This window comes from Pseudomonas sp. SAS7, assembly GCF_052112345.1.
Classification (GTDB): domain Bacteria; phylum Pseudomonadota; class Gammaproteobacteria; order Pseudomonadales; family Pseudomonadaceae; genus Aquipseudomonas; species Aquipseudomonas putida_Q.
Genome location: NZ_JBEGGO010000022.1, coordinates 29,098 through 47,718 on the forward strand (window position 1 = coordinate 29,098; position 18,621 = coordinate 47,718).

At 66.3% G+C, this 18,621-nt stretch carries 6 protein-coding genes; 4 read left to right on the forward strand and 2 right to left on the reverse strand.

Translation table 11 applies throughout. The features are described from left to right. The first annotated feature begins 168 nt into the window (after positions 1-168). The 3 genes from dsbD to dsbG are packed head-to-tail and all read left to right on the forward strand — an operon-like array spanning position 169 to position 3,480. Positions 169-1,884, forward strand: coding sequence for a protein-disulfide reductase DsbD (gene dsbD / locus ABI582_RS26530; protein WP_258653441.1), 1,716 nt, complete (start codon positions 169-171; stop codon positions 1,882-1,884). Then, the gene (locus ABI582_RS26535) at positions 1,884-2,720 is read left to right on the forward strand and encodes a prolipoprotein diacylglyceryl transferase family protein (protein ID WP_442120752.1); all 837 of its coding nucleotides are present in this window, start codon (positions 1,884-1,886) and stop codon (positions 2,718-2,720) included. Before dsbD ends, ABI582_RS26535 begins: the two co-directional genes overlap by 1 nt. Before the next feature lies 1 nt (position 2,721). Continuing rightward, positions 2,722-3,480, forward strand: coding sequence for a thiol:disulfide interchange protein DsbG (gene dsbG, locus ABI582_RS26540; RefSeq protein WP_028613381.1), 759 nt, complete (start codon positions 2,722-2,724; stop codon positions 3,478-3,480). Between the two features lie 134 nt (positions 3,481-3,614). Here the strand turns inward: dsbG and ABI582_RS26545 are convergent, their stop codons facing one another. Next, positions 3,615-16,568, reverse strand: a complete 12,954-nt coding sequence (locus ABI582_RS26545; RefSeq protein ID WP_442120753.1) for a non-ribosomal peptide synthetase — start codon at positions 16,566-16,568, stop codon at positions 3,615-3,617. Positions 16,569-16,872: 304 nt separating this feature from the next. Between ABI582_RS26545 and ABI582_RS26550 the strand changes: the two genes are divergently transcribed. Then, positions 16,873-17,403, forward strand: a complete 531-nt coding sequence (locus tag ABI582_RS26550; RefSeq protein ID WP_442120754.1) for an RNA polymerase factor sigma-70 — start codon at positions 16,873-16,875, stop codon at positions 17,401-17,403. A gap of 165 nt (positions 17,404-17,568) precedes the next feature. Here ABI582_RS26550 and ABI582_RS26555 read toward each other — a convergent pair whose 3' ends face one another. After that, complete coding sequence (locus ABI582_RS26555; RefSeq protein WP_442120755.1) at positions 17,569-18,582, reverse strand: GNAT family N-acetyltransferase; 1,014 nt, start codon at positions 18,580-18,582, stop codon at positions 17,569-17,571. Positions 18,583-18,621 lie beyond the last annotated feature (39 nt).

Sequence of the window (18,621 nt, forward strand, 5' to 3'; positions counted from 1 at the left end):
TACAGGAAGTGTGTGGGGATTGGCAAAGTCAAGCCGACAATATGTCGCGGTGTGTCTGGGATGATGGGTGGCATTGGGTGGGGCTGGCAGACCAAAAACCAGCGTTAACCTTCATTTAATCAACCCCAGCCAGCATGGCCCCATTCCTAGATCTGCCAAGGCGAAGACATGCGCGTCCTCCTGCTCTTCCTGACACTGCTTCTGGCCGGCCCGTTGCAGGCCAACCCTTTTGATGTAAAACCGGATTTCCTGCCGGTCGACCAGGCCTTTGTACTCACCCACGACCGCCAGGCCGACGGGCAGATGCGCCTGTTCTTCCAGATCAAGCAGGGCTACTACCTGTACCAGAAGCGGCTCAAGTTCGACGGCCTGCCTGCCGAGCAGCACCCGCAATTACCGCCCGCACTCAACCACCATGACGAATTCTTTGGTGACAGTGCGGTGTACCGCGACCAGCTCGAACTGCTGCTGCCGGCCAATGCCCAGGGCCAGTTGCGCCTGGGCTGGCAAGGCTGCGCCGACGCCGGCCTGTGCTACCCCCCGCAGACCACGCTGATTGACCTGGGCGGCAGCGTGGCACCCGCCGCCGAGCAAGCCAGCGACCAGGCCTTGGCCAGTGGCCTGCAACAGGGCCACCTGGCCTGGAGCCTGCTGGCGTTCTTCGGCCTTGGGCTGCTGCTGGCCTTTACCCCCTGCTCGCTCCCGATGCTGCCGATCCTTGCCGGGCTGGTACTGGGCAATGGCGCCAGCGCCCGACGCGGCTGGCTGCTGGCCGGGGTTTATGTGCTGAGCATGGCACTGGTGTACGCAGCCTTGGGCGTGGTCGCCGCACTGCTGGGTGCCAGCCTGCAGGCCTGGCTGCAGCAACCCTGGCTGCTGGGCAGCTTGGCGGGGCTGTTCGTGCTGCTGGCGCTGCCGATGTTCGGTGCCTTCGAGCTGCAACTGCCTGCCGCCCTGCGCGACCGTCTTGATCGCGCCGGCCAAGGTACCCGAGGCGGCAACCTGTATGGCGCGGCGCTGCTCGGGGCGTTGTCCGGCCTACTGCTGGGCCCGTGCATGACCGCGCCATTGGCTGGCGCGCTGCTGTACATCGCCCAGAGCGGCGACGTGCTGCAAGGGGCACTGGTGCTGTTCAGCCTTGGCCTGGGCATGGGCGTGCCGCTGCTGTTGCTGGTGACCCTGGGCAACCGTTACTTGCCGCGCCCGGGCGCCTGGATGGACCGGGTCAAGGGCGTGTTCGGCTTCGTGTTCCTGGCCATGGCCCTGTACACCGTGCGCAGCCTGTTGCCCGCCACGCTGCTGCTGGCACTGAGTGGCGGCTGGTTGGTCGCCCTGGCCTGGGCCACCTGGCCGGCCCTGCAGCGCCTGCCAGCATTGCGCGCCGTACCGCTGCTGGGCGCCCTGTGGGGCGGCCTGTTGCTGGTAGGCGCAGCAGCAGGTGGCGATGACCTTTGGCAGCCGCTGCGCCCGTTCACCGGTGGTGGCGCCGCACCCGTTGCTGGCCAGCATGCCGAAGACAGCTTCGTCACGGTCAGCCGCCCCGAAGACCTGCAACGTGAACTGGATGCGGCCAAGGCCCGCGGCCAATGGGTGATGCTCGACTACTATGCCGACTGGTGCGTGTCGTGCAAGGTCATGGAAAAACAGGTGTTCGCCCGTGGCGACGTCCAGGCCGGCCTGGCCGGCGTGCACCTGTTGCGCCTGGACGTCACCGCTGACACGCCGGCCAGCAAAGCCCTGCTGCAGCGCTACCAGGTACCCGGCCCGCCCAGCATCATCTGGATCGGCCCGGAAGGCGACGAACGCCGCGCGCGGCGCATTACCGGTGAAGTGGATGCCGCCGCGTTCCAGCAACACTGGGCCCAGACCAGGAGCCAAGGCTGATGTTGACCGTAACCCTCGGGCCACTGACCATGGCCCTCAACCACCTGCTGATGCTTACCGCCTTGGTAATCGCCAGCGTGGTCGGCTGGTGGGTCGCCCGACGTGGTGGCGAAAGCCCGGAATCGGCACTGTTCAACCTGTTCCTGATCGGCGTGCTGTGCGCCCGTGCCGGCTTCGTGCTGGCCTACTGGCCGATGTACCGCGATGAGCCGTTGCAGATCATCGACATCCGCGACGGTGGCTTCCTGCTCTGGTCGGGCCTTGCCGGCATCGTCCTCGGTGCGGTATGGCAGGGCTGGCGTCAACCGGGCCTGCGCCGCCCGCTGGGCTGGGCATTGTTCAGTGGCGCACTGTTCTGGGGCCTGGCCAGCTTCGGCGGGCACTTGTACAGCAAAGGCACCGAGCTGCCTGAACTGAGCCTGCGCAACGCCGCCGGCCAACCGGTTGCGCTGCACAGCTACCGCGGCAAGCCATTGGTAATCAACATCTGGGCCACCTGGTGCCCGCCCTGCCGGCGTGAGATGCCAGTGCTGCAACAGGCGCAAAGCGACTACCCGCACGTGACCTTCCTGTTCGTCAACCAGGGCGAGACCCCGGAAAACGTCAGCACCTTCCTCGCCACCACCGGCCTGAGCCTGACCCACGTGCTGTTCGACGGCACCGGCCTGCTGGCCCAGCGCGTCGGCTCCATGGCCTTGCCCACCACCCTGTTCTACGACGCCAACGGGCGGCTGGTCGGCAGCCACCTGGGCGAGCTGTCCCGGGCCAGCCTGCGCCACGCCCTGGAACCTTTCGACCGGGCCATTGCGCCCGCCCCTGCCGCACAAGGAAACTGACATGCGATTGACTGCACTGCTGCCCCTGTCCCTGGCCCTGCTGGCCTCCCCTGCGCTGCAGGCCGAAGAACTGCCCAAGGCAGTTCAGCAGCTGCAAGCCAAGGGCGCCGTGATCAAGGGCAGCTTCGATGCGCCCAACGGCCTGCGCGGTTATGCTGCCGAGTACCAGAACAACGCCCTGGCCCTGTACCTGACCCCTGACGGCAAGCACGTACTGGTCGGCAGCCTGTTCGACGAACAAGGCAAGGACCTTAGCGCCGAGCCACTGGAAAAGCTGGTGTATGGGCCGATGAGCAAGGCTATCTGGGCGAAGCTGGAGAAAACCGCCTGGATCGCCGACGGCAAGGCCGATGCGCCACGCAAGGTGTACCTGTTCAGCGACCCGAACTGCCCGTACTGCAACATGTTCTGGGAGCAGGCACGGCCGTGGGTGGAGTCGGGCAAGGTGCAGTTACGCCATATCATGGTGGGCATCATCCGCGAGGACAGCCCGGGTAAATCGGCGGCCCTGCTGGCAGCGAAAGACCCGGCCAAGGCCCTGCAACAACATGAAAAAGCCGGTAAGGCCAGCACGCTGAAGGCACTGGAACAAGTGCCCGAGGCGGTGCAGCAGAAGCTGGCGGCCAACATGGCGTTGATGGAAGAGATGGGGTTGCAGGCGACCCCGGCGATTTTCTATCAGGATGAGCAGGGTAACCTGCAGAGCCAGCAAGGGGCACCACGGCCGGAAATGCTGGGCAAGATTCTCGGCAAGCGCTGAATATCAGGCTGCCTGCACTGGCCCTTTCGCGGGTAAACCCGCTCCCACAGGTATTGCTCCGGCCCAGAGAGCGGCGCGGTACCTGTGGGAGCGGGTTTACCCGCGAAGAGGCCGGTGCAGGCTAGCCAATCACTTCAAAGCCCCTCGAGCTCGGCCATCAGGTCACTGAGCCGGTCGACCTTGTCGTCATCCAGCGCACTGCCCTGCAACCCCTGCACATACTCGGCCAGCTCCTCCACCGTGCTGCACTCGAACATCGCCCGCAGCGGCACGTTCAGTTGCAGCTGCTTCTGCACCCGCGAGGCGATCTGCGTGGCCAGCAGCGAATGCCCGCCCAGCTCGAAGAAGTTGTCGTGCACCCCCACTCGCTCGGCCTTCAGCACATCGGCCCATATACCGGCCAACACTTCCTCCAGCTCATTGCGCGGCGCCTGATAGGCCTGGCTGTGCTGGCCGCCAATGTCGATGGCCGGCAGCGCCTTGCGGTCGAGCTTGCCGTTGGCGTTGTGCGGCAGGCTGTCGAACCAGCCCCAGTGCAGCGGCACCATGTACTCCGGCAACTCGGCACGCAGGCGTTGCTTGATCTGCTCCAGCAGTGCGCCATCGGCGGCGATACCCTGGTGCGCCACCAGGTAACCGACCAGATGCTTGCCGTTGACGCCTTCCTGCACACCCACCGCAGCATCGCGAATCTCGGCCTGCTCGTGCAGGCGGGCTTCGATCTCGCCAAGCTCGATGCGGTAGCCGCGAATCTTCACTTGGTGGTCGATGCGCCCGACGTACTCCAGCACACCGTCCGGGCGCTGGCGCGCCAGGTCACCGGTGCGGTACAGGCGCTCGCCCGCGGCACCATGGGGGTGCGGGATGAACGCCAGTGCAGTGCGCGCCGGGTCACCAACATAACCACGGCCCACACCGGTACCCGCCACGCACAGCTCGCCCACCGCGCCCAGCGGCACCAGTGCCTGCTCTTCGCCGAACAGGTACAGGCGGTTGTTGTCGGTCGGCGTGCCGATCGGCAGGTAGCTGCCTTGGGTCGATGCAGCATCGACGCGGAAGAACGCCACATCATCGGAGCATTCCGCCGGGCCGTAGGCGTTGACCAGGCCGATTTGCGGGTAACGGTGCAGCCACTGCGCGGCCAGCTCCGGTGGCATGGCCTCGCCGGTCGGCAGCATCCAGCGCAGGCCGTCGAGGGCCTGGTGGTCGTTGGCCAGCATGCCCTGGATCAGCGACGGCACACTTTCCAGCACGGTAATACCGGTGGCTTGCACATGCGCAAGCAGGCCCTGCGGATCATGGGCGATGGCATTCGGCACGATCTCCACCTTGGCGCCGAACAGCGGCGCGGCAAGGAACTGCCACACCGAAATGTCGAAGCTCTGCGAAGCAGTCTGGGCAATGACGTCCTGATTGCTCAACGCCAGGTACGGCACCTTGCTCAACTGGTTGTTGAGCATGCCGCGCTGCTCGACCATCACCCCTTTTGGCAGGCCGGTCGAGCCTGAGGTGTAGATCACATAGGCAAGGTTGCCCGGGCCACTGTGGATGCCTGGGTTGTGGCTGGCAACCTGGCTGGCCTGTGTGTCTTCCCACACCAGCAGCTGTGGCCGCGCCGCAATATCCAGCTCACCCAGCAACTGCCGGCCTTGCTCGGCACAGGCCGCGCTGCACACCAGCACCGGGGTACGGCTGAGCTGGATGATGCTTTGCAGGCGCGCAGCCGGCAGCCCCGGGTCCAGCGGCAGATAGCCGGCGCCCGCCTTGAAGCTGCCGACGATCATGCCCAGCAGCGGCAGCCCACGCTCGGCCAGCAGCGCCACCGGCTGGTCGACCTTTACGCCGGCCGAGATCAGGGCGTGGCCCAGGCGGTTTGCCGCCAGGTTCAGCCCGGCGTAGTCGTAGGAGGCCTCCAGGCAGCGGGCCACGGTACGTTCCGGGTGCGCAGCCACCTGCGCTTCGAACTGCGCGATGTAGCTCTGCTCCAGCGGATAAGCCCGCTCGGTGCGGTTGCAGTCTTCCAGCAGGAAACGCTGTTCTTCTGCCCCCAACAGCGGCAGCGCGCTCACCTCCCCATCGAAGCCCTGCACCAGCGCCAGCAGCAGGCGCTTGAACTCGGCCAGCAGGCGCTCGACGGTCGGGTAGTCGAAGTAACGCTGGTCGAACGACAGGTGCAGGCCCAGGTCATCACCCGGGTAGCACACCGCTGTCAGCGGGAAGTTGGTGTGGGTACGACCCGAGTCGGAGCTGGCGTTCAGGTGCTGGGCGTGGTCGAGCACGGCGGTTTCCACCGGCGCGTTCTCGAACACGAACAGGCTGTCGAACAGCGGCTGGCCCTTGGGCAGCTCGCTGCACTCCTGGATCGCCACCAGCGGCAGGTACTCGTACTCGCGCAGCTCCATGTTGCTTTGCAGCAGGCCCTGCAACCACTGGCGCACACTGCAACGCTCGCCGGCGTCGGGCAACTGCACACGCAGGGCAACGCTGTTGATGAACAGGCCAACGGTGCGCTGCATCTGCGGCATGCTCACCGGGCGCCCGGCCACGGTCACGCCAAAGGCTACGTCGCGCTCGCCGCTGTAGCGTACCAGCACCAGGGCCCAGGCCGCCTGGGCGAAGGTGTTGACGGTAAGCTGGTGGGCCTGGGCCAGTTCGCGCAGGCGCACGCCGTCACTCACCTCCAGGCGGGTGTAGCAATCGCCGACAACCATGCCGCTACCGGCGTGGTCATGGCGCAGCGGGCGGTCGCTGGGGATGGCCGTGGCGCGCTCGAAGCCGGCCAGATTGGCCTGCCACCAGGCGCGTGCGTCGTCCAGGCCCTGGCGCTGCAACCAGCCGATGTAATCGCGGTAACGCGGCGGCACCGGCAACTGGGCCTGACGGCCTTCGCCGAGTGCCTGGTAGACCTCGAAGAAGTCGTTCATCAGCAGCGAGCGGCACCAGGCATCAATCAGGATGTGGTGGTTGCTCATCATGAACCAGTAGCGCTCGTCGGCCACGCGCACCAGGCGCAGGTGGAAGGGTGCTTCACTGAGCAGGGCAAACCCGGCCTCGCGCTCCTGCTTGTGCAGGGCTTGCAGGCGCTGCTCCTGGGCGTCGTCAGCAAGGCCGCGCCAGTCCTGGTAGTCCACCGCGAGGTTGCCCGGTTTGTGGATGATCTGCAGCATCGCCTCGCCGCTGTTCCAGCTGAACGATGCGCGCAACGCTTCGTGGCGCGCCACCACCGCCTGCCAGGCCTGGGCGAAACGCTCAGGGTCCAGGGCGCTGTTGATGCGGTAGCGGTCCTGCATGTAGTAAAGGCCGGTGCCCGGCTCCAGCAGGGTGTGCAGCAGCATGCCTTCCTGCATTGGCGTCAGCGGGTAAACGTCCTCGATCTGCGCAGCCGGTACCGGCAATGCGTCGATCTGCTCCTGGGTCAGATGCGCCAGCGGGAAGTCCGAGGGGGTGAAGCTGCCGCTGCCATCGGCCAGGCAATGCGCGACCAGCGCCAGCAACTCCTGGCGGTAGGCCTCGGCCAGGCGGGCGATGGTCTGCGGGTCATAGCGCTCGGCGCTGAAAGTCCAGCGCAGTTGCAAGGCGCCGCCGTACACCTGGCCATCGACGCTCAGCCAGTTTGGCAGCGGTGCGTCGAGGTCATGCGCCAGACCGGCCGGTGCCTCCAGTGGCTGGAACAGCGCCGCACTGTCAAATTGCTGGTCGAACTGGCCCAGGTAGTTGAAGGTGATACGCGCCTGCGGCAAGGCCGCCATCTGCTCGCGCGCGGCCGTGTCGGCCAGGTAGCGCAGTACGCCGTAGCCCTGGCCCTTGTGCGGCACCTGGCGCAGTTGTTCCTTGATGCGTTTGATGGAACCGGCCCGCGCCGCGTCGTCTTCGCCTGCCAGCGGGCGCAGGCTCAGGGGATAGGCGTTGGTGAACCAGCCGACGCTGCGGGTCAGGTCCATGTCTTCGAACAGCCCGTCACGGCCATGGCCTTCAAGCTGCACCAACACTTCCTCATCGCCGCTCCAGCGGCTCAAGGCACGTGCCAGTGCGGTCAGCAGCAGGTCGTTGACCTGGGTGTGGTAGGCGGCCGGGGCCTGTTGCAGCAGTTGCCGGGTCTGCTCCACGTCCAGGCCGATGGCCAGGGTGTGGGCGTGGCGGTGCAGGTTGCCGCCCTGCGGGTGATCGCACGGCAGTTCACGGCGCACGCCGCCCAGCTGGCCTTGCCACCAGCTCAGTTCGTCGCGCAGCGAATCGCTGCCGGCGTAGCTGGCCAGTCGCGCAGCCCAGTCGCCCATGGCATGGGTCTTGGCCGGCAGCAGCTGGCCACGGTAAAGCGCCTGCAGGTCTTCGAGCAGCACCCGCCAGGACACGCCATCGACCACCAGGTGATGAATCGCCAGCAACAGGCGCTGGCTGCCCTGCCCGTCACTCACCAGCAAGGCACGCAGCAGCGGGCCCTGTTGCAGGTCGAGGCTGCGCTGCAGGTCGGTGTACAGCGCCTGGCAATCGGCGAAATCGGCCACGGTGGCGGTCCACAGCAACTGCCTGGCGTCCGGCTGGGCGTATTCGGCCTGCCAGCGGCCATGGGCCTCGCTGAAGCGCAGGCGCAGGCTGTCGTGGTGCTGCACCAGCGCAGTCAATGCCTGTCCAAGCGCGGCCTCATCCAATGGTTGGCGAGCTTCCAGCAGCACCGCCTGGTTCCAGTGCTGCGGCTGTGGCACTTCACTGTCGAAGAACCAGTGCTGGATCGGCGTCAGGCCGGTATAGCCTTGGCGCAAGCCCTGCTCGATGCTGCTCGCGGCTTCGCTGTACTGAACCACGGCCGCCAGGGTCTGGATGGTCTGGTGCTGGAACAGGTCGCGCGGGGTGAATTGCAAGCCGGCCTGACGGGCCCGGCTGACTACCTGGATCGACAGGATCGAGTCGCCGCCCAGTTCGAAGAAGTTGTCCTGCACACCAACCCGGGCAACATTGAGCACGTCGCGCCAGATCTGCGCCAGTTGCGCTTCCACCTCGTTGCCGGGCGCCTGGTACTGTTGACGCGCCTGTTCCAGGTCCGGCCGTGGCAACGCACGGCGGTCGAGCTTGCCGTTCCCCATCAGCGGCAGGCTGTCGAGCAACACCAGATGCGCCGGCACCATGTAATCCGGCAGGTGCTGGCGGGCATCGGCCTTCACTGCTTCACGCAGCTGGCTTTGCGCCTCGCTGCCAGCCATGGCCTGCTTGCACACCAGGTAGCCCACCAGTTGCTTGCCGCCCGGTAGATCCAAGGCCAGCACCACGGCCTCGTCGACATCGGCATGGGCCTGCAAGCGGCTCTCGATCTCGCCCAGTTCGATGCGGAAACCGCGAATTTTCACCTGCTGGTCGGCACGGCCTACGTACTCGACCAGGCCGTCAGCGCCCAGGCGCACAAGGTCGCCCGTGCGATACAAGCGGCCCCCTTCGGCGCTGAACGGGTCAGCGACGAAGCGCTCGGCGCTAAGGCCCGGCCGGTCGTGATAACCCTGAGCCAGGCCGGCGCCGCCAACGTACAGTTCGCCAATGCCACCTTGCGGCAGCAGGGCAAGGTCTTCGTCGAGGATGTAGGCCGAGCGGCTACCGATGACATGGCCAATCGGCACACTGCCAAGGTCCGCAGGCAACACCTCTGGCGCCAGGCAGGCCAGTGGCATGACCACGGTTTCGGTCGGGCCGTAGGCGTTGAAGAACTGCTGCGGCGCAAAGGCCTGGCGAATACGCTGCAGGTGCTCGCCGGTCAACGCTTCACCCCCGGTAATCACCAGGCGTACAGGCAATTGCTCGCCCTGCCCGCCCAGGTACTGCGCCAACTGGCTGCCGTAGCTGGGGGTAAAGCCCAAAATGCTCACCTGTTGTTCACGCACCAGCTGGCAGATGTCCTCGGCGCCCCACTGCCCCTGGGCGCGCAGCACCACGCGGGCACCGCACAGCAACGGCACCCACAGGCGCTCGCTGGCAGCATCGAAGTTGATCGAATAGAAATGCAGCTCGCAATCATCGCTGCGCATGCCGAACGCGGCGATGACCGCCTGGCAGTGCATGGCGAACTCACCATGGCTGACCACCACGCCCTTGGGCTTGCCGGTGGAGCCGGAGGTGTAGATCAGGTACGCCTGATGCTGCGGCAGGTTGAGGTTGTCCAGCGGCGCATCGCTGTAGGCCGACAGGCTGGCGGCATCGTCCTCCAGGCTCCAGCGGGCCACGCCCTCAGGCAGCTCGCCCAGGGTTTGCAACAGCTCACGCTGGCTGAGCAGCAGGCCGATGCGGCTGTCTTCGATCATGTAGCGCAAGCGGTCGAGCGGGTACTCGGGGTCGAGCGGCACGTAGGCGCCGCCGGCCTTGAGGATGGCCAGCAGGCCAACGACCATTTCCAGCGAGCGCTCCAGTGCCAGGCCCACGCGCACCTGCGGGCCGACGCCACGCTCGCGCAGGGCGCGGGCAAGGCGGTTGGCCCGCTGATCGAGTTCGGCGTACGTCATGTGCTGGCCAGCGAAGGTCAGCGCGCCAGCCTGTGGTGTGCGCGCCGCCTGGGCGGCGAACAGGCCGTGCAGAGTCTGGTCGAGGTCGAAGTGCTGCTCGCCCTGCAACTGGCCCGCCAGCACCTGCTGCTCGGCGCTGCTCAGCATCGGCAGATCGCACAGGCGTTGTTGCGGGTTGTCGAGCAGGCCGACCAGCAGCTGCTGCCAGTGCTCGGCCATACGCGCAATGCGGGGTTCGTCGAACAGGTCGCGGCTGTAGGTCAGGCAGCAACCCAGGCGGCCGTCGAGGTCGGTGACCTCCAGGTACAGGTCGAACTTGGTGGCGCTGGCGTCGTTGACCAGGTAATCCACCTGCATGCCGGCCAGTGTGCGGCTTTGCTGGAAAGCCCAGCGCTGCACGTTGCACATCACCTGGAACAGCGGGTTGTAAGCGCTGCTGCGCGGCGGTTGCAACGCCTCCACCAACTGGTCGAACGGCAGGTCCTGGTGCGACTGGCCTTCGATGGCGGCCTGGCGCATCTGCTCCAGCAACGCGTTGGCGGTCATCTGGCCATCCAGCTCGCAGCGCAGCACCTGGGTATTGAGGAAGGCGCCGATCAGGCCTTCGCTTTCCGGGCGGATGCGGTTGGCCACCGGCGCGCCAATGCGCAGGTCACGCTGGCCGCTGTAGCGGTGCAGCAAGGCGGCCAGGGTGGCGGTCATGGTCATGAACAGGGTCAGGCCGCGCTGGCTGTTGAAGGCATGCACGCGGGCGACCAGCGCCGGGTCGAGTTCAAAGCGGTACAGCTCGCCGCGGTGGCTCTGTACTGCCGGGCGCGGGCGGTCGGCAGGCAACGCCAGCACCGGGTGCTCGTCGCCCAGGCGCGCTTTCCAGTAGGCCAGTTGACGAGCGCCCTCGCCGCTTTCCAGCCATTGCCGTTGCCATACGCTGTAGTCCAGGTATTGCACCGGCAGCGGCGCCAGCGGCGACTCGCGGTCATCGACAAAGGCTTCGTACAGCTCGCCCAGTTCGCGGGCGAAGATGTCCATGGCCCAGCCTTCAGTAACGATGTGGTGCAGGGTCAACACAAAGAAGTGCTCGCGCTCGCCGGCCTTGACCAGGCAGGCGCGCAGCAGCGGGCCGCGCTCCAGGTCGAATGGCTGGTGCGCCTGGTCGTCGGCCAGTTGTTGCAGGCATTGCTGGCGGGCCTCGCCGGGCAATGCGCTGAAGTCTTGCCAGTCGAGGTGCAGGCCGCTGTCTTCAGCCACGCACTGATACGGCACGCCGTCGATGCTGGGGAAGGTGGTACGCAAGGTTTCATGGCGCACGATCAGCGCCTGCAGCGCACGCTCGAAGGCGTCCACATGCAGGGTGCCGCGCAGGCGTGCCATGCCGCCGACGTTGTACGCCGGGCTGTCTGGCTCCATTTGCCAGAGGAACCACATGCGCTGTTGCGAGTACGACAGCGGCACCGCCTGACGGCGGTCAACGCGGGCGATTGCGCCTTGCAGGTTGCGCTCGCCGGCGGCGCGGATGCGTGCGATCTCGGCACAGAAGGCGCCCAGTTCGCTGGCTTCGAACAGCGCCTTGAGCGGCAGCTCGACATCGCAGGCCTGGCGGCTGCGCGAGACGATCTGGGTGGCCAGCAGCGAGTGGCCGCCCAGGGCGAAGAAGTCGTCCTGCAGGCCCACGCGCGGCAGGTTCAGCACCTCGCGCCAGATAGCGGCGACCTGCTGCTGCAACTCGGTTTGTGGCTCGACATGTTCGCGTTGCTGCCACACCGGGGCCGGCAGTGCCTTGCGGTCGACCTTGCCGCTGGGGCCCAGTGGCAGCTGTGCCAATGGGATGAGCTGGGCCGGCACCATGTACCCGGGCAGTTGCTCAGCCAGCACGGCCAGTACTTCGGCTGGCTGCGCACTGCCACTGTAATAACCCACCAGTTGCGCGCCAACGGCGTCCTTGTGAATCAGCACCAGCGCCTGTTCAACACCCGGCTGTGCCAACAGGCAGGCCTGCACTTCTTCTGGCTCGACGCGGAAACCCCGCACCTTTACCTGCTGGTCGAGGCGACCGAGGTATTCCAGTGCCTCAAGCTGCACCTGCCAGCGGGCGCGGTCGCCGCTGCGGTACAGGCGCTCGCCATGGCCGTCGGCCTGGGGCACGAAGCGCTCGGCAGTGAGGCCTGGGCGGCCCAGATAGCCACGGGCCAGGCCCGCGCCACCGAGGTACAGCTCGCCTGGGACGCCGGGGGCGGCCAGTTCAAGCTCATCGTCCAGCACACGGCACAGCACATTGCCCAACGGGCGGCCGATGGGCGAGCGCTCGCCGTCCGCCGCCTGGCAGTGCCAGTGGGTGACGTTGATGGCGGTTTCGGTCGGGCCATAGCGGTTGTGCAACTGCACCTGCGGCAGCACTTGCAGCACCCGGTCACGCAACGCCGCAGACAATGCTTCGCCACCGGAGAACACCCGGCGCAGGCTGCTGCAGGCGCCCACCTGCGGCTCCTGGACAAACATCTGCAACAGTGGCGGCACGAAGTGCAGCGTGGTCACGCCATGGGCCTGCACCAGCGCGGCGATGCGCTGCGGGTCGCGGTGTTCGCCGGGGCCGGCGAGTACCAGCTTGCAGCCGGTTACCAGCGGCCAGAAGCATTCCCACACCGACACGTCGAAGCTGATAGGCGCCTTCTGCATCAGCACATCGCTGTCATCCAGCGCATAGGTCGCCTGCATCCACTGCAAGCGCTCGGCCAGCGCCGCATGGGTATTGCCCACGCCCTTGGGCTGGCCAGTGGAGCCGGAGGTGTAGATCACGTAGGCCAGGTTGTCGCCGTGCAGGTGCAGGCCGGGGGCATGGCTAGGCCAGCTGTCCAGGTGCAACTGGTCGAGGGCAATGGCGCTGACCCCGTCGACTTGCGGCAGCTTGCCCAGCAGGCTGCTGTGGCTTAGCAGCAGGCCGGCGTTGCAGTCGGCCAGCATGTAGGCCAGGCGTTCGGCCGGGTAGTCGACGTCCAGCGGCACGTAGGCGCCGCCGGCCTTGAGGATGGCCAGCAGGCCAACCAGCAACTGTGGCGAACGCTCGATGGCAATGGCTACGCAGGTGTCGGGGCCAACGCCTTTGTCGCGCAGGTAATGGGCCAGGCGGTTGGCCTGCTGGTGCAGTTCGGCATAGTCGAGGCTGCCGCCGTCCCAGGCCAGTGCGGTGCGTTGCGGGGTACGGCGGGCCTGTTCGTTGAGTTGTTCGACCAGCAGGCATGGCGGCGCGGCAGCCGGTGCGCGGCCCCAGCCCAGCAGTTGCGCGCGGCCAGGCTCGTCCAGCAATTGCACTTCGCCCAGCGGCCGCTGCGGTGCGGCGCACGCCTGTTCCAGCAGCGCCAGCAGGTGATGGGCCAGCCGTTTGACGGTGCTGGCTTCGAACAGCTCCGCAGCGTAGTCGAAGGCCAGGCTCAGGCGGCCCTGATGGTCTTCTTCACTGTGCAACTGCAGGTCGAACTTGGCTTCGCGGCTGTGCCACGGCAGCTCCTCGGCCAACAGCCCCGGCAGGCGGCGCAGGGCCGACAAGTCGCGTTGCTGGTGGTTGAACATGACCTGGAACAAGCCTTGCTCACGAGCGTCAGGCAGGGCTTCGACCAGCTGTTCGTACGGCAGGTCCTGGTTAGCCTGCGCCGCAAGGGTGGCCTGGCGCACCTGGGCCAGCAGCTGCGTGAATGGCAGGCGGCCATCAAGCTGTGCGCGCAATACCTGGGTATTGATGAAGAAGCCGACCATGCCTTGGGCTTCCAGGCGCGGGCGGTTGGCGTTGGGCACACCGACGCGGATGTCAGCCTGGCCGCTGTAGCGGTGCAGCAGCGCCTGCCAGCCGGCCAGCAGGACCATGAACAGGCTGGCCTGCTGTTCGCGGGCCAGGCCCCTGAGTGCTTCGGCAAGCTTGGCCGGCACCTTGAGGTTGAACCGCTCAGCACTGTACTCATGCTGGCTGGCGCGGGGGTGGTCGGTGCACAGGTCGAGCACCGGCAGTTCATCGCCCAACTGTGCCTTCCAGTACTGCAGTTGGCGCTCGGCTTCACCGGCGGCCAGCCATTGTCGCTGCCAAGTGCCGTAGTCGGCGTACCCCAAGGTCAGCGGCGCCAGACTGGCCTCCAGGCCCTGGCATCGGGCGGCGTAAAGCTTGGCGAATTCATCCAGCAGGATGTTCAGCGACCAGCCGTCAGCGACGATATGGTGCAGGGTCACCCATAGCTGATGGTGTTCGTCGTCCAGGCGTGCCAGCGTCACGCGCAGCAACGGGCCCTGGGTCAGGTCGAACGGCTGACGGGCTTCGGCTTCACGCTCAGCGCTGACCTGCTCGGGGGTTCGGCCTTCGAGGCCCAGGCGGCGCAGGCTGAACGGCTGTTGCGCCAAGATGCGTTGCAGGGCCTGGCCGTTTTCTTCGCTGAATACGGTGCGCAGGGATTCGTGGCGCGCCACCAGCGCCTGGAAGGCGGCTTCCAGGGCGCTTTCGTCCAGCTCGCCGCGCAGCTGCAGGCCGGCCGGGATGTTGTAGGCCGCCGATTGTGGCGCCAACTGCCACAGCAGCCACAAGCGGTTTTGCGCCAGCGACTGGGGCAACGCCTGGGCGCGTTCCAGCGTTGCGATGGTGGCGGTGCCGGCGGCGCCTTCAGCGATGATCGACGCCACTGCATTACTGTAATCGGCCAGCAGTGGCGCTTCGAACAGGGTGCGCAGGCTCAGGTTGATGCCCAGCTCATCGGCCAGCCGGGCGGTGGCCTGGGTGGCGGCGATGGAGTTGCCGCCCAGCAGCAGGAAGTGGTCATCTGCTGCAACCGCCTCCAGCTTGAGGATGTCGCGCCACACGGCTGCGATGCGTGTTTGCAGTTCATCGCCAGCAGCCGCGCTCGCAGCGGCTTCGCTCACATCAGGGAAGCGGGCGTAGCAGTCCAGGCTGCCATCGTCCATGCGCAGGCGGCAGGCCGAGCGCTGCAGCTTGCCACTGGAGGTCTTGGGCAGCGCGCCCGGGTTCAGCAACAGGACCACAGCCGGGGCCTGGCGGCAGGCGTCGGCGATCACCTGGCGCAGGGTTTTGATCAGGTCCTGGGGCTTGATTGCCTTTTGCACGTTGCGGCTGATCTCCACCGCCACGCCGATGCCCTCCTCGCCCTGCTGCTCGACGGCAAACACTGCCACCCGGCCTTTGCGCAGCACCTCGACCTCGCGTTCGAGGGTTTTTTCCAGGTCCTGCGGGTACAGGTTCTGGCCGCGCACGATCAGCATGTCTTTCAGGCGCCCGGTGACGAACACCTCACCCTCGCGCATGAAGCCCAGGTCGCCGGTGCGCAGCCAGGTCTGGCCGTCCATTTCAACGAAGGTGCGGGCACTGGCTTCGGGGTTGCGCCAGTAACCCAGGGCGATGCTCGGGCCGCCGGCCCAGATTTCGCCGACCTGGTTGTCGCCCAGCACCTGCAGGTGCTGCGGCTCGACGACACGTACCGCGTGACCGGGCTGCGGGTAGCCGCAGCTCATCAGCACGCTGCCTTTGCCCGGCTCGGCACGGTTGGCGGCGAAGGCTTCGGCGTCCAGTTCCAGCGCGGCGATGCCCTGGCCACGGCGGCTGCCGCTGACGAACAGGGTGGCTTCGGCCAGGCCGTAGCTGGCGAAGTAGCTCTGCGGGTCGAAGCCGCAGGCCCGGAACTTGTCGGCGAACGTCGCCAGGCTGTCCTGGCGGATCGGCTCGGAGCCGGAATAGGCCACGCGCCAGCGGCTCAGGTCGAGCCCGGCCAACGAGGCCTCGCTGACCCGCTCGCTGCACAGGCGGTAGGCAAAGTCGGGGCCACCGCTGATGGTGCCGCCATACTCGCTGATAGCCTGCAACCAGCGCTGCGGCCGGGCCAGGAAGTAACCCGGCGACATCAGCACGCATGGCACGCCGCTGAAAATCGGCTGCAGCAGGCCACCAATCAGGCCCATGTCGTGGTACAGCGGCAACCAGCTGACGATCACATCGTCGGGGTTGAGGTCGATGCCGAAGCCCTGGCGGATCAACTGCTCGTTGGCCACCAGGTTGCCGTGGCTGACCTGCACGCCCTTGGGCAGCGCAGTGGAGCCAGAGGTGTACTGCAGGAAGGCGATGTCATCACCTTGCAGCGCGGGCTCGCGCCAGTCTGCGGCCAGCGCCGGGTCCAGGCCGTCCACCGCCAGCAGTTCAGGGCCGTTGTCCGCCGCCAGCGCTTCCAGGCCTTGCAGGCTGCCGTGCAACGCCGCGACCGTCAGCAGCAGGCGCGGCTCGGCATCGTCGATGATCGACAGCAAACGCTCCTGGTGGTGCTGACGCGCAGACTCCGGCGGGTAAGCCGGCACCGCGATCACCCCGGCATACAGGCAACCGAAGAACGCCGCCACGTAGTCCGGACCACTGGGGAACAACAGCACCGCACGGTCGCCGAAGCCGGCACGGGCCTGCAAGGCGGCGGCGATGGTGCGTGCGCGCTGGTCGAGGTCCCGGTAGCTGAGCACGGCCTGCTCGCCGGGGGCGTCGGCCAGAAAGCGCAAGGCGATCTTGTCCGGGGTCTGCGCGGCGCGTTGCGCCAGTGCCTGGACCAGCGAGAGCGGGAGTTCGAAGGCGTCCGTCATGGGGTGTTCCTGCCAGTGTCTGTTGGGGCGTGCCGGCTGCTCCGCGAACGTGGGCGGGCAGCGATTGGCGGCCGGGATGTACACAGGGGAACGGATGGGCGGAGGAAGAAATTACAAGGATTGCGCGGGTGCGGATGGGGCAGGAGGTGAAGCGTTTCACACTCTAGGCTTAGAACTGAAAGATACAGATACTAATTACGTTTCGTATTTGACAATCATTATCATTCTGAATAGCTTGTCGCACGTCGTAGGAAGCTTCCCAGCCTTGGGGGCCTCCTTTCCCCTCTGTGACAAGGTGATTTCCATGGCGGAACAACTATCCACAAGTAAGTGCGATTCACCATTACTGCAGGCCTTCGTCGACAATCGCAGCATCCTGGTCAAGATCGCTGCCCGCATCACCGGTTGCCGTTCGCGCGCCGAAGATGTGGTGCAGGATGCCTTTTTCCGGCTCAACGCCGCCCCGCAGATCACCTCGTCGTTCAAGGCGCAGCTCAGCTACCTGTTCCAGATTGTGCGCAACCTGGCGATTGACCACTACCGCAAGCAGGCGATGGAGCTGAAGTACTCCGGCAGCGAGGAGGAAGGCCTGAACGTGGCCCTCCAGAATGCCTCGCCCGAAGCGACCCACATCAACCTTGCCGCGCTGGACGACATTGCCGAGGCGCTGAACGAACTGCCGCAGCGTACCCGCTATGCGTTCGAGATGTACCGCCTGCATGGCGTACCGCAGAAGGACATTGCCAAGGAGCTGGGGGTGTCGCCGACACTGGTCAACTTCATGATCCGCGATGCGCTGGTGCATTGCCGCAAGACGGCCAACCGGCAGGTTTAAAATCAAGGCTCCTACCTGCAGGCCCGCCCGGCCCGAGGTAGGAGCAGCCTTGTGCTGCGAAGAGGCCGACCCCGACACAACATATCGCTTGTCTTGCCGACCCCTTCGCAGCACAAGGCTGCTCCTACAAAAGACCACCATCTCCTGCAGGAGCCGCCAGAACCCTCAAGCCAGCTTGCAGCGATCGAAAAACCGTTCCCGCCCCAGAATCATCAGCGCCGCACGCTTGTGCGGGAAGTCGAATTCCTTGTCGCAATGGAAGCACTGGTCGTGCATGTAGCCGATCATCTTGCCGTTGTCGGCACGCGGCTCAGCCACCACCCGCTGGGTACGCGGGTCATCCAGGAACAGGTAGTGCACCAGCGCCGATAGCCAGCTGGCCACCTTGTGCGGCCCGCGATGGCTCTCCTCCCCTACCAGCATGTGGATGCCGCGGTCGTAGTCATCGGCCGGGTAGAACGGAGCAATGCGATCTTCCTTGGCCCAGTACGCCTCGAAGTAGGCAAACGGCTCATCATCAAAGCAGCCGATCAACGTCAGGGTATGCGGGTCGGCCTCCAGCTTGCCCAGGTACTCGCGGTGCTGCGCCAGCGTGCCGCCCTCCTGCCAGAACGCATCCACCCGCGGGTTGTTCTGCCAGCGGTTGAAACGCTGCAGGTCGTGCTCGATCTCCAGCGTGCGCAGCGATACCCAGCTACCCAGGCGCGCATCGAAGCGCCGGTACACCTCTCCACGCGGCTTGGGCGCGCGGCGCGGGTGACGCTTGCTGTTGCTGATCTGCATCTGCTGCGGGTACACCGCGGCCAGCGCATCGCCCAGCCATGGCTGTGGCAGCTGCCAGAACAACGCCCGCTCGCACAGATACTGCCCCGGCTGCTCAGCCACCAGCAGCAAGCCACTGGCCAATGCCTGCGGCTGTCCCTCGGGCAAGTGCCAGGCAAGGCGCTGACAGGCCGTGTCACGGGACAACAACCAATAGCAGGCCGCCCACAAGGCTTGATAAGGGCGCTCGGAACACACGCGCTCAAGGTGAACGTGCAGGGTAGCGCCTGCCTCCAGGCGCACCTGGATCAGTGGGCGGCCTTCGAGGGTGAGGCTTAGCCAGCTGTCACCCTCCTCGGCACTGAGGCTGCGCCAGCGTGGCGGTGACTGGGGCTGCGAAGCGGCATCGAACGGCATGGGCTGGACTCACGAAAATGAAGAAAAGGCTCACTGTTG

Coding starts and splice junctions, on each gene's coding strand:
- ABI582_RS26555 (WP_442120755.1), bottom strand. CDS start 18,582: ATGCCGTTCGATGCCGCTTCGCAGCCCCAGTCACCGCCACGCTGGCGC.
- ABI582_RS26550 (WP_442120754.1), top strand. CDS start 16,873: ATGGCGGAACAACTATCCACAAGTAAGTGCGATTCACCATTACTGCAG.
- dsbG (WP_028613381.1), top strand. CDS start 2,722: ATGCGATTGACTGCACTGCTGCCCCTGTCCCTGGCCCTGCTGGCCTCC.
- ABI582_RS26535 (WP_442120752.1), top strand. CDS start 1,884: ATGTTGACCGTAACCCTCGGGCCACTGACCATGGCCCTCAACCACCTG.
- dsbD (WP_258653441.1), top strand. CDS start 169: ATGCGCGTCCTCCTGCTCTTCCTGACACTGCTTCTGGCCGGCCCGTTG.
- ABI582_RS26545 (WP_442120753.1), bottom strand. CDS start 16,568: ATGACGGACGCCTTCGAACTCCCGCTCTCGCTGGTCCAGGCACTGGCG.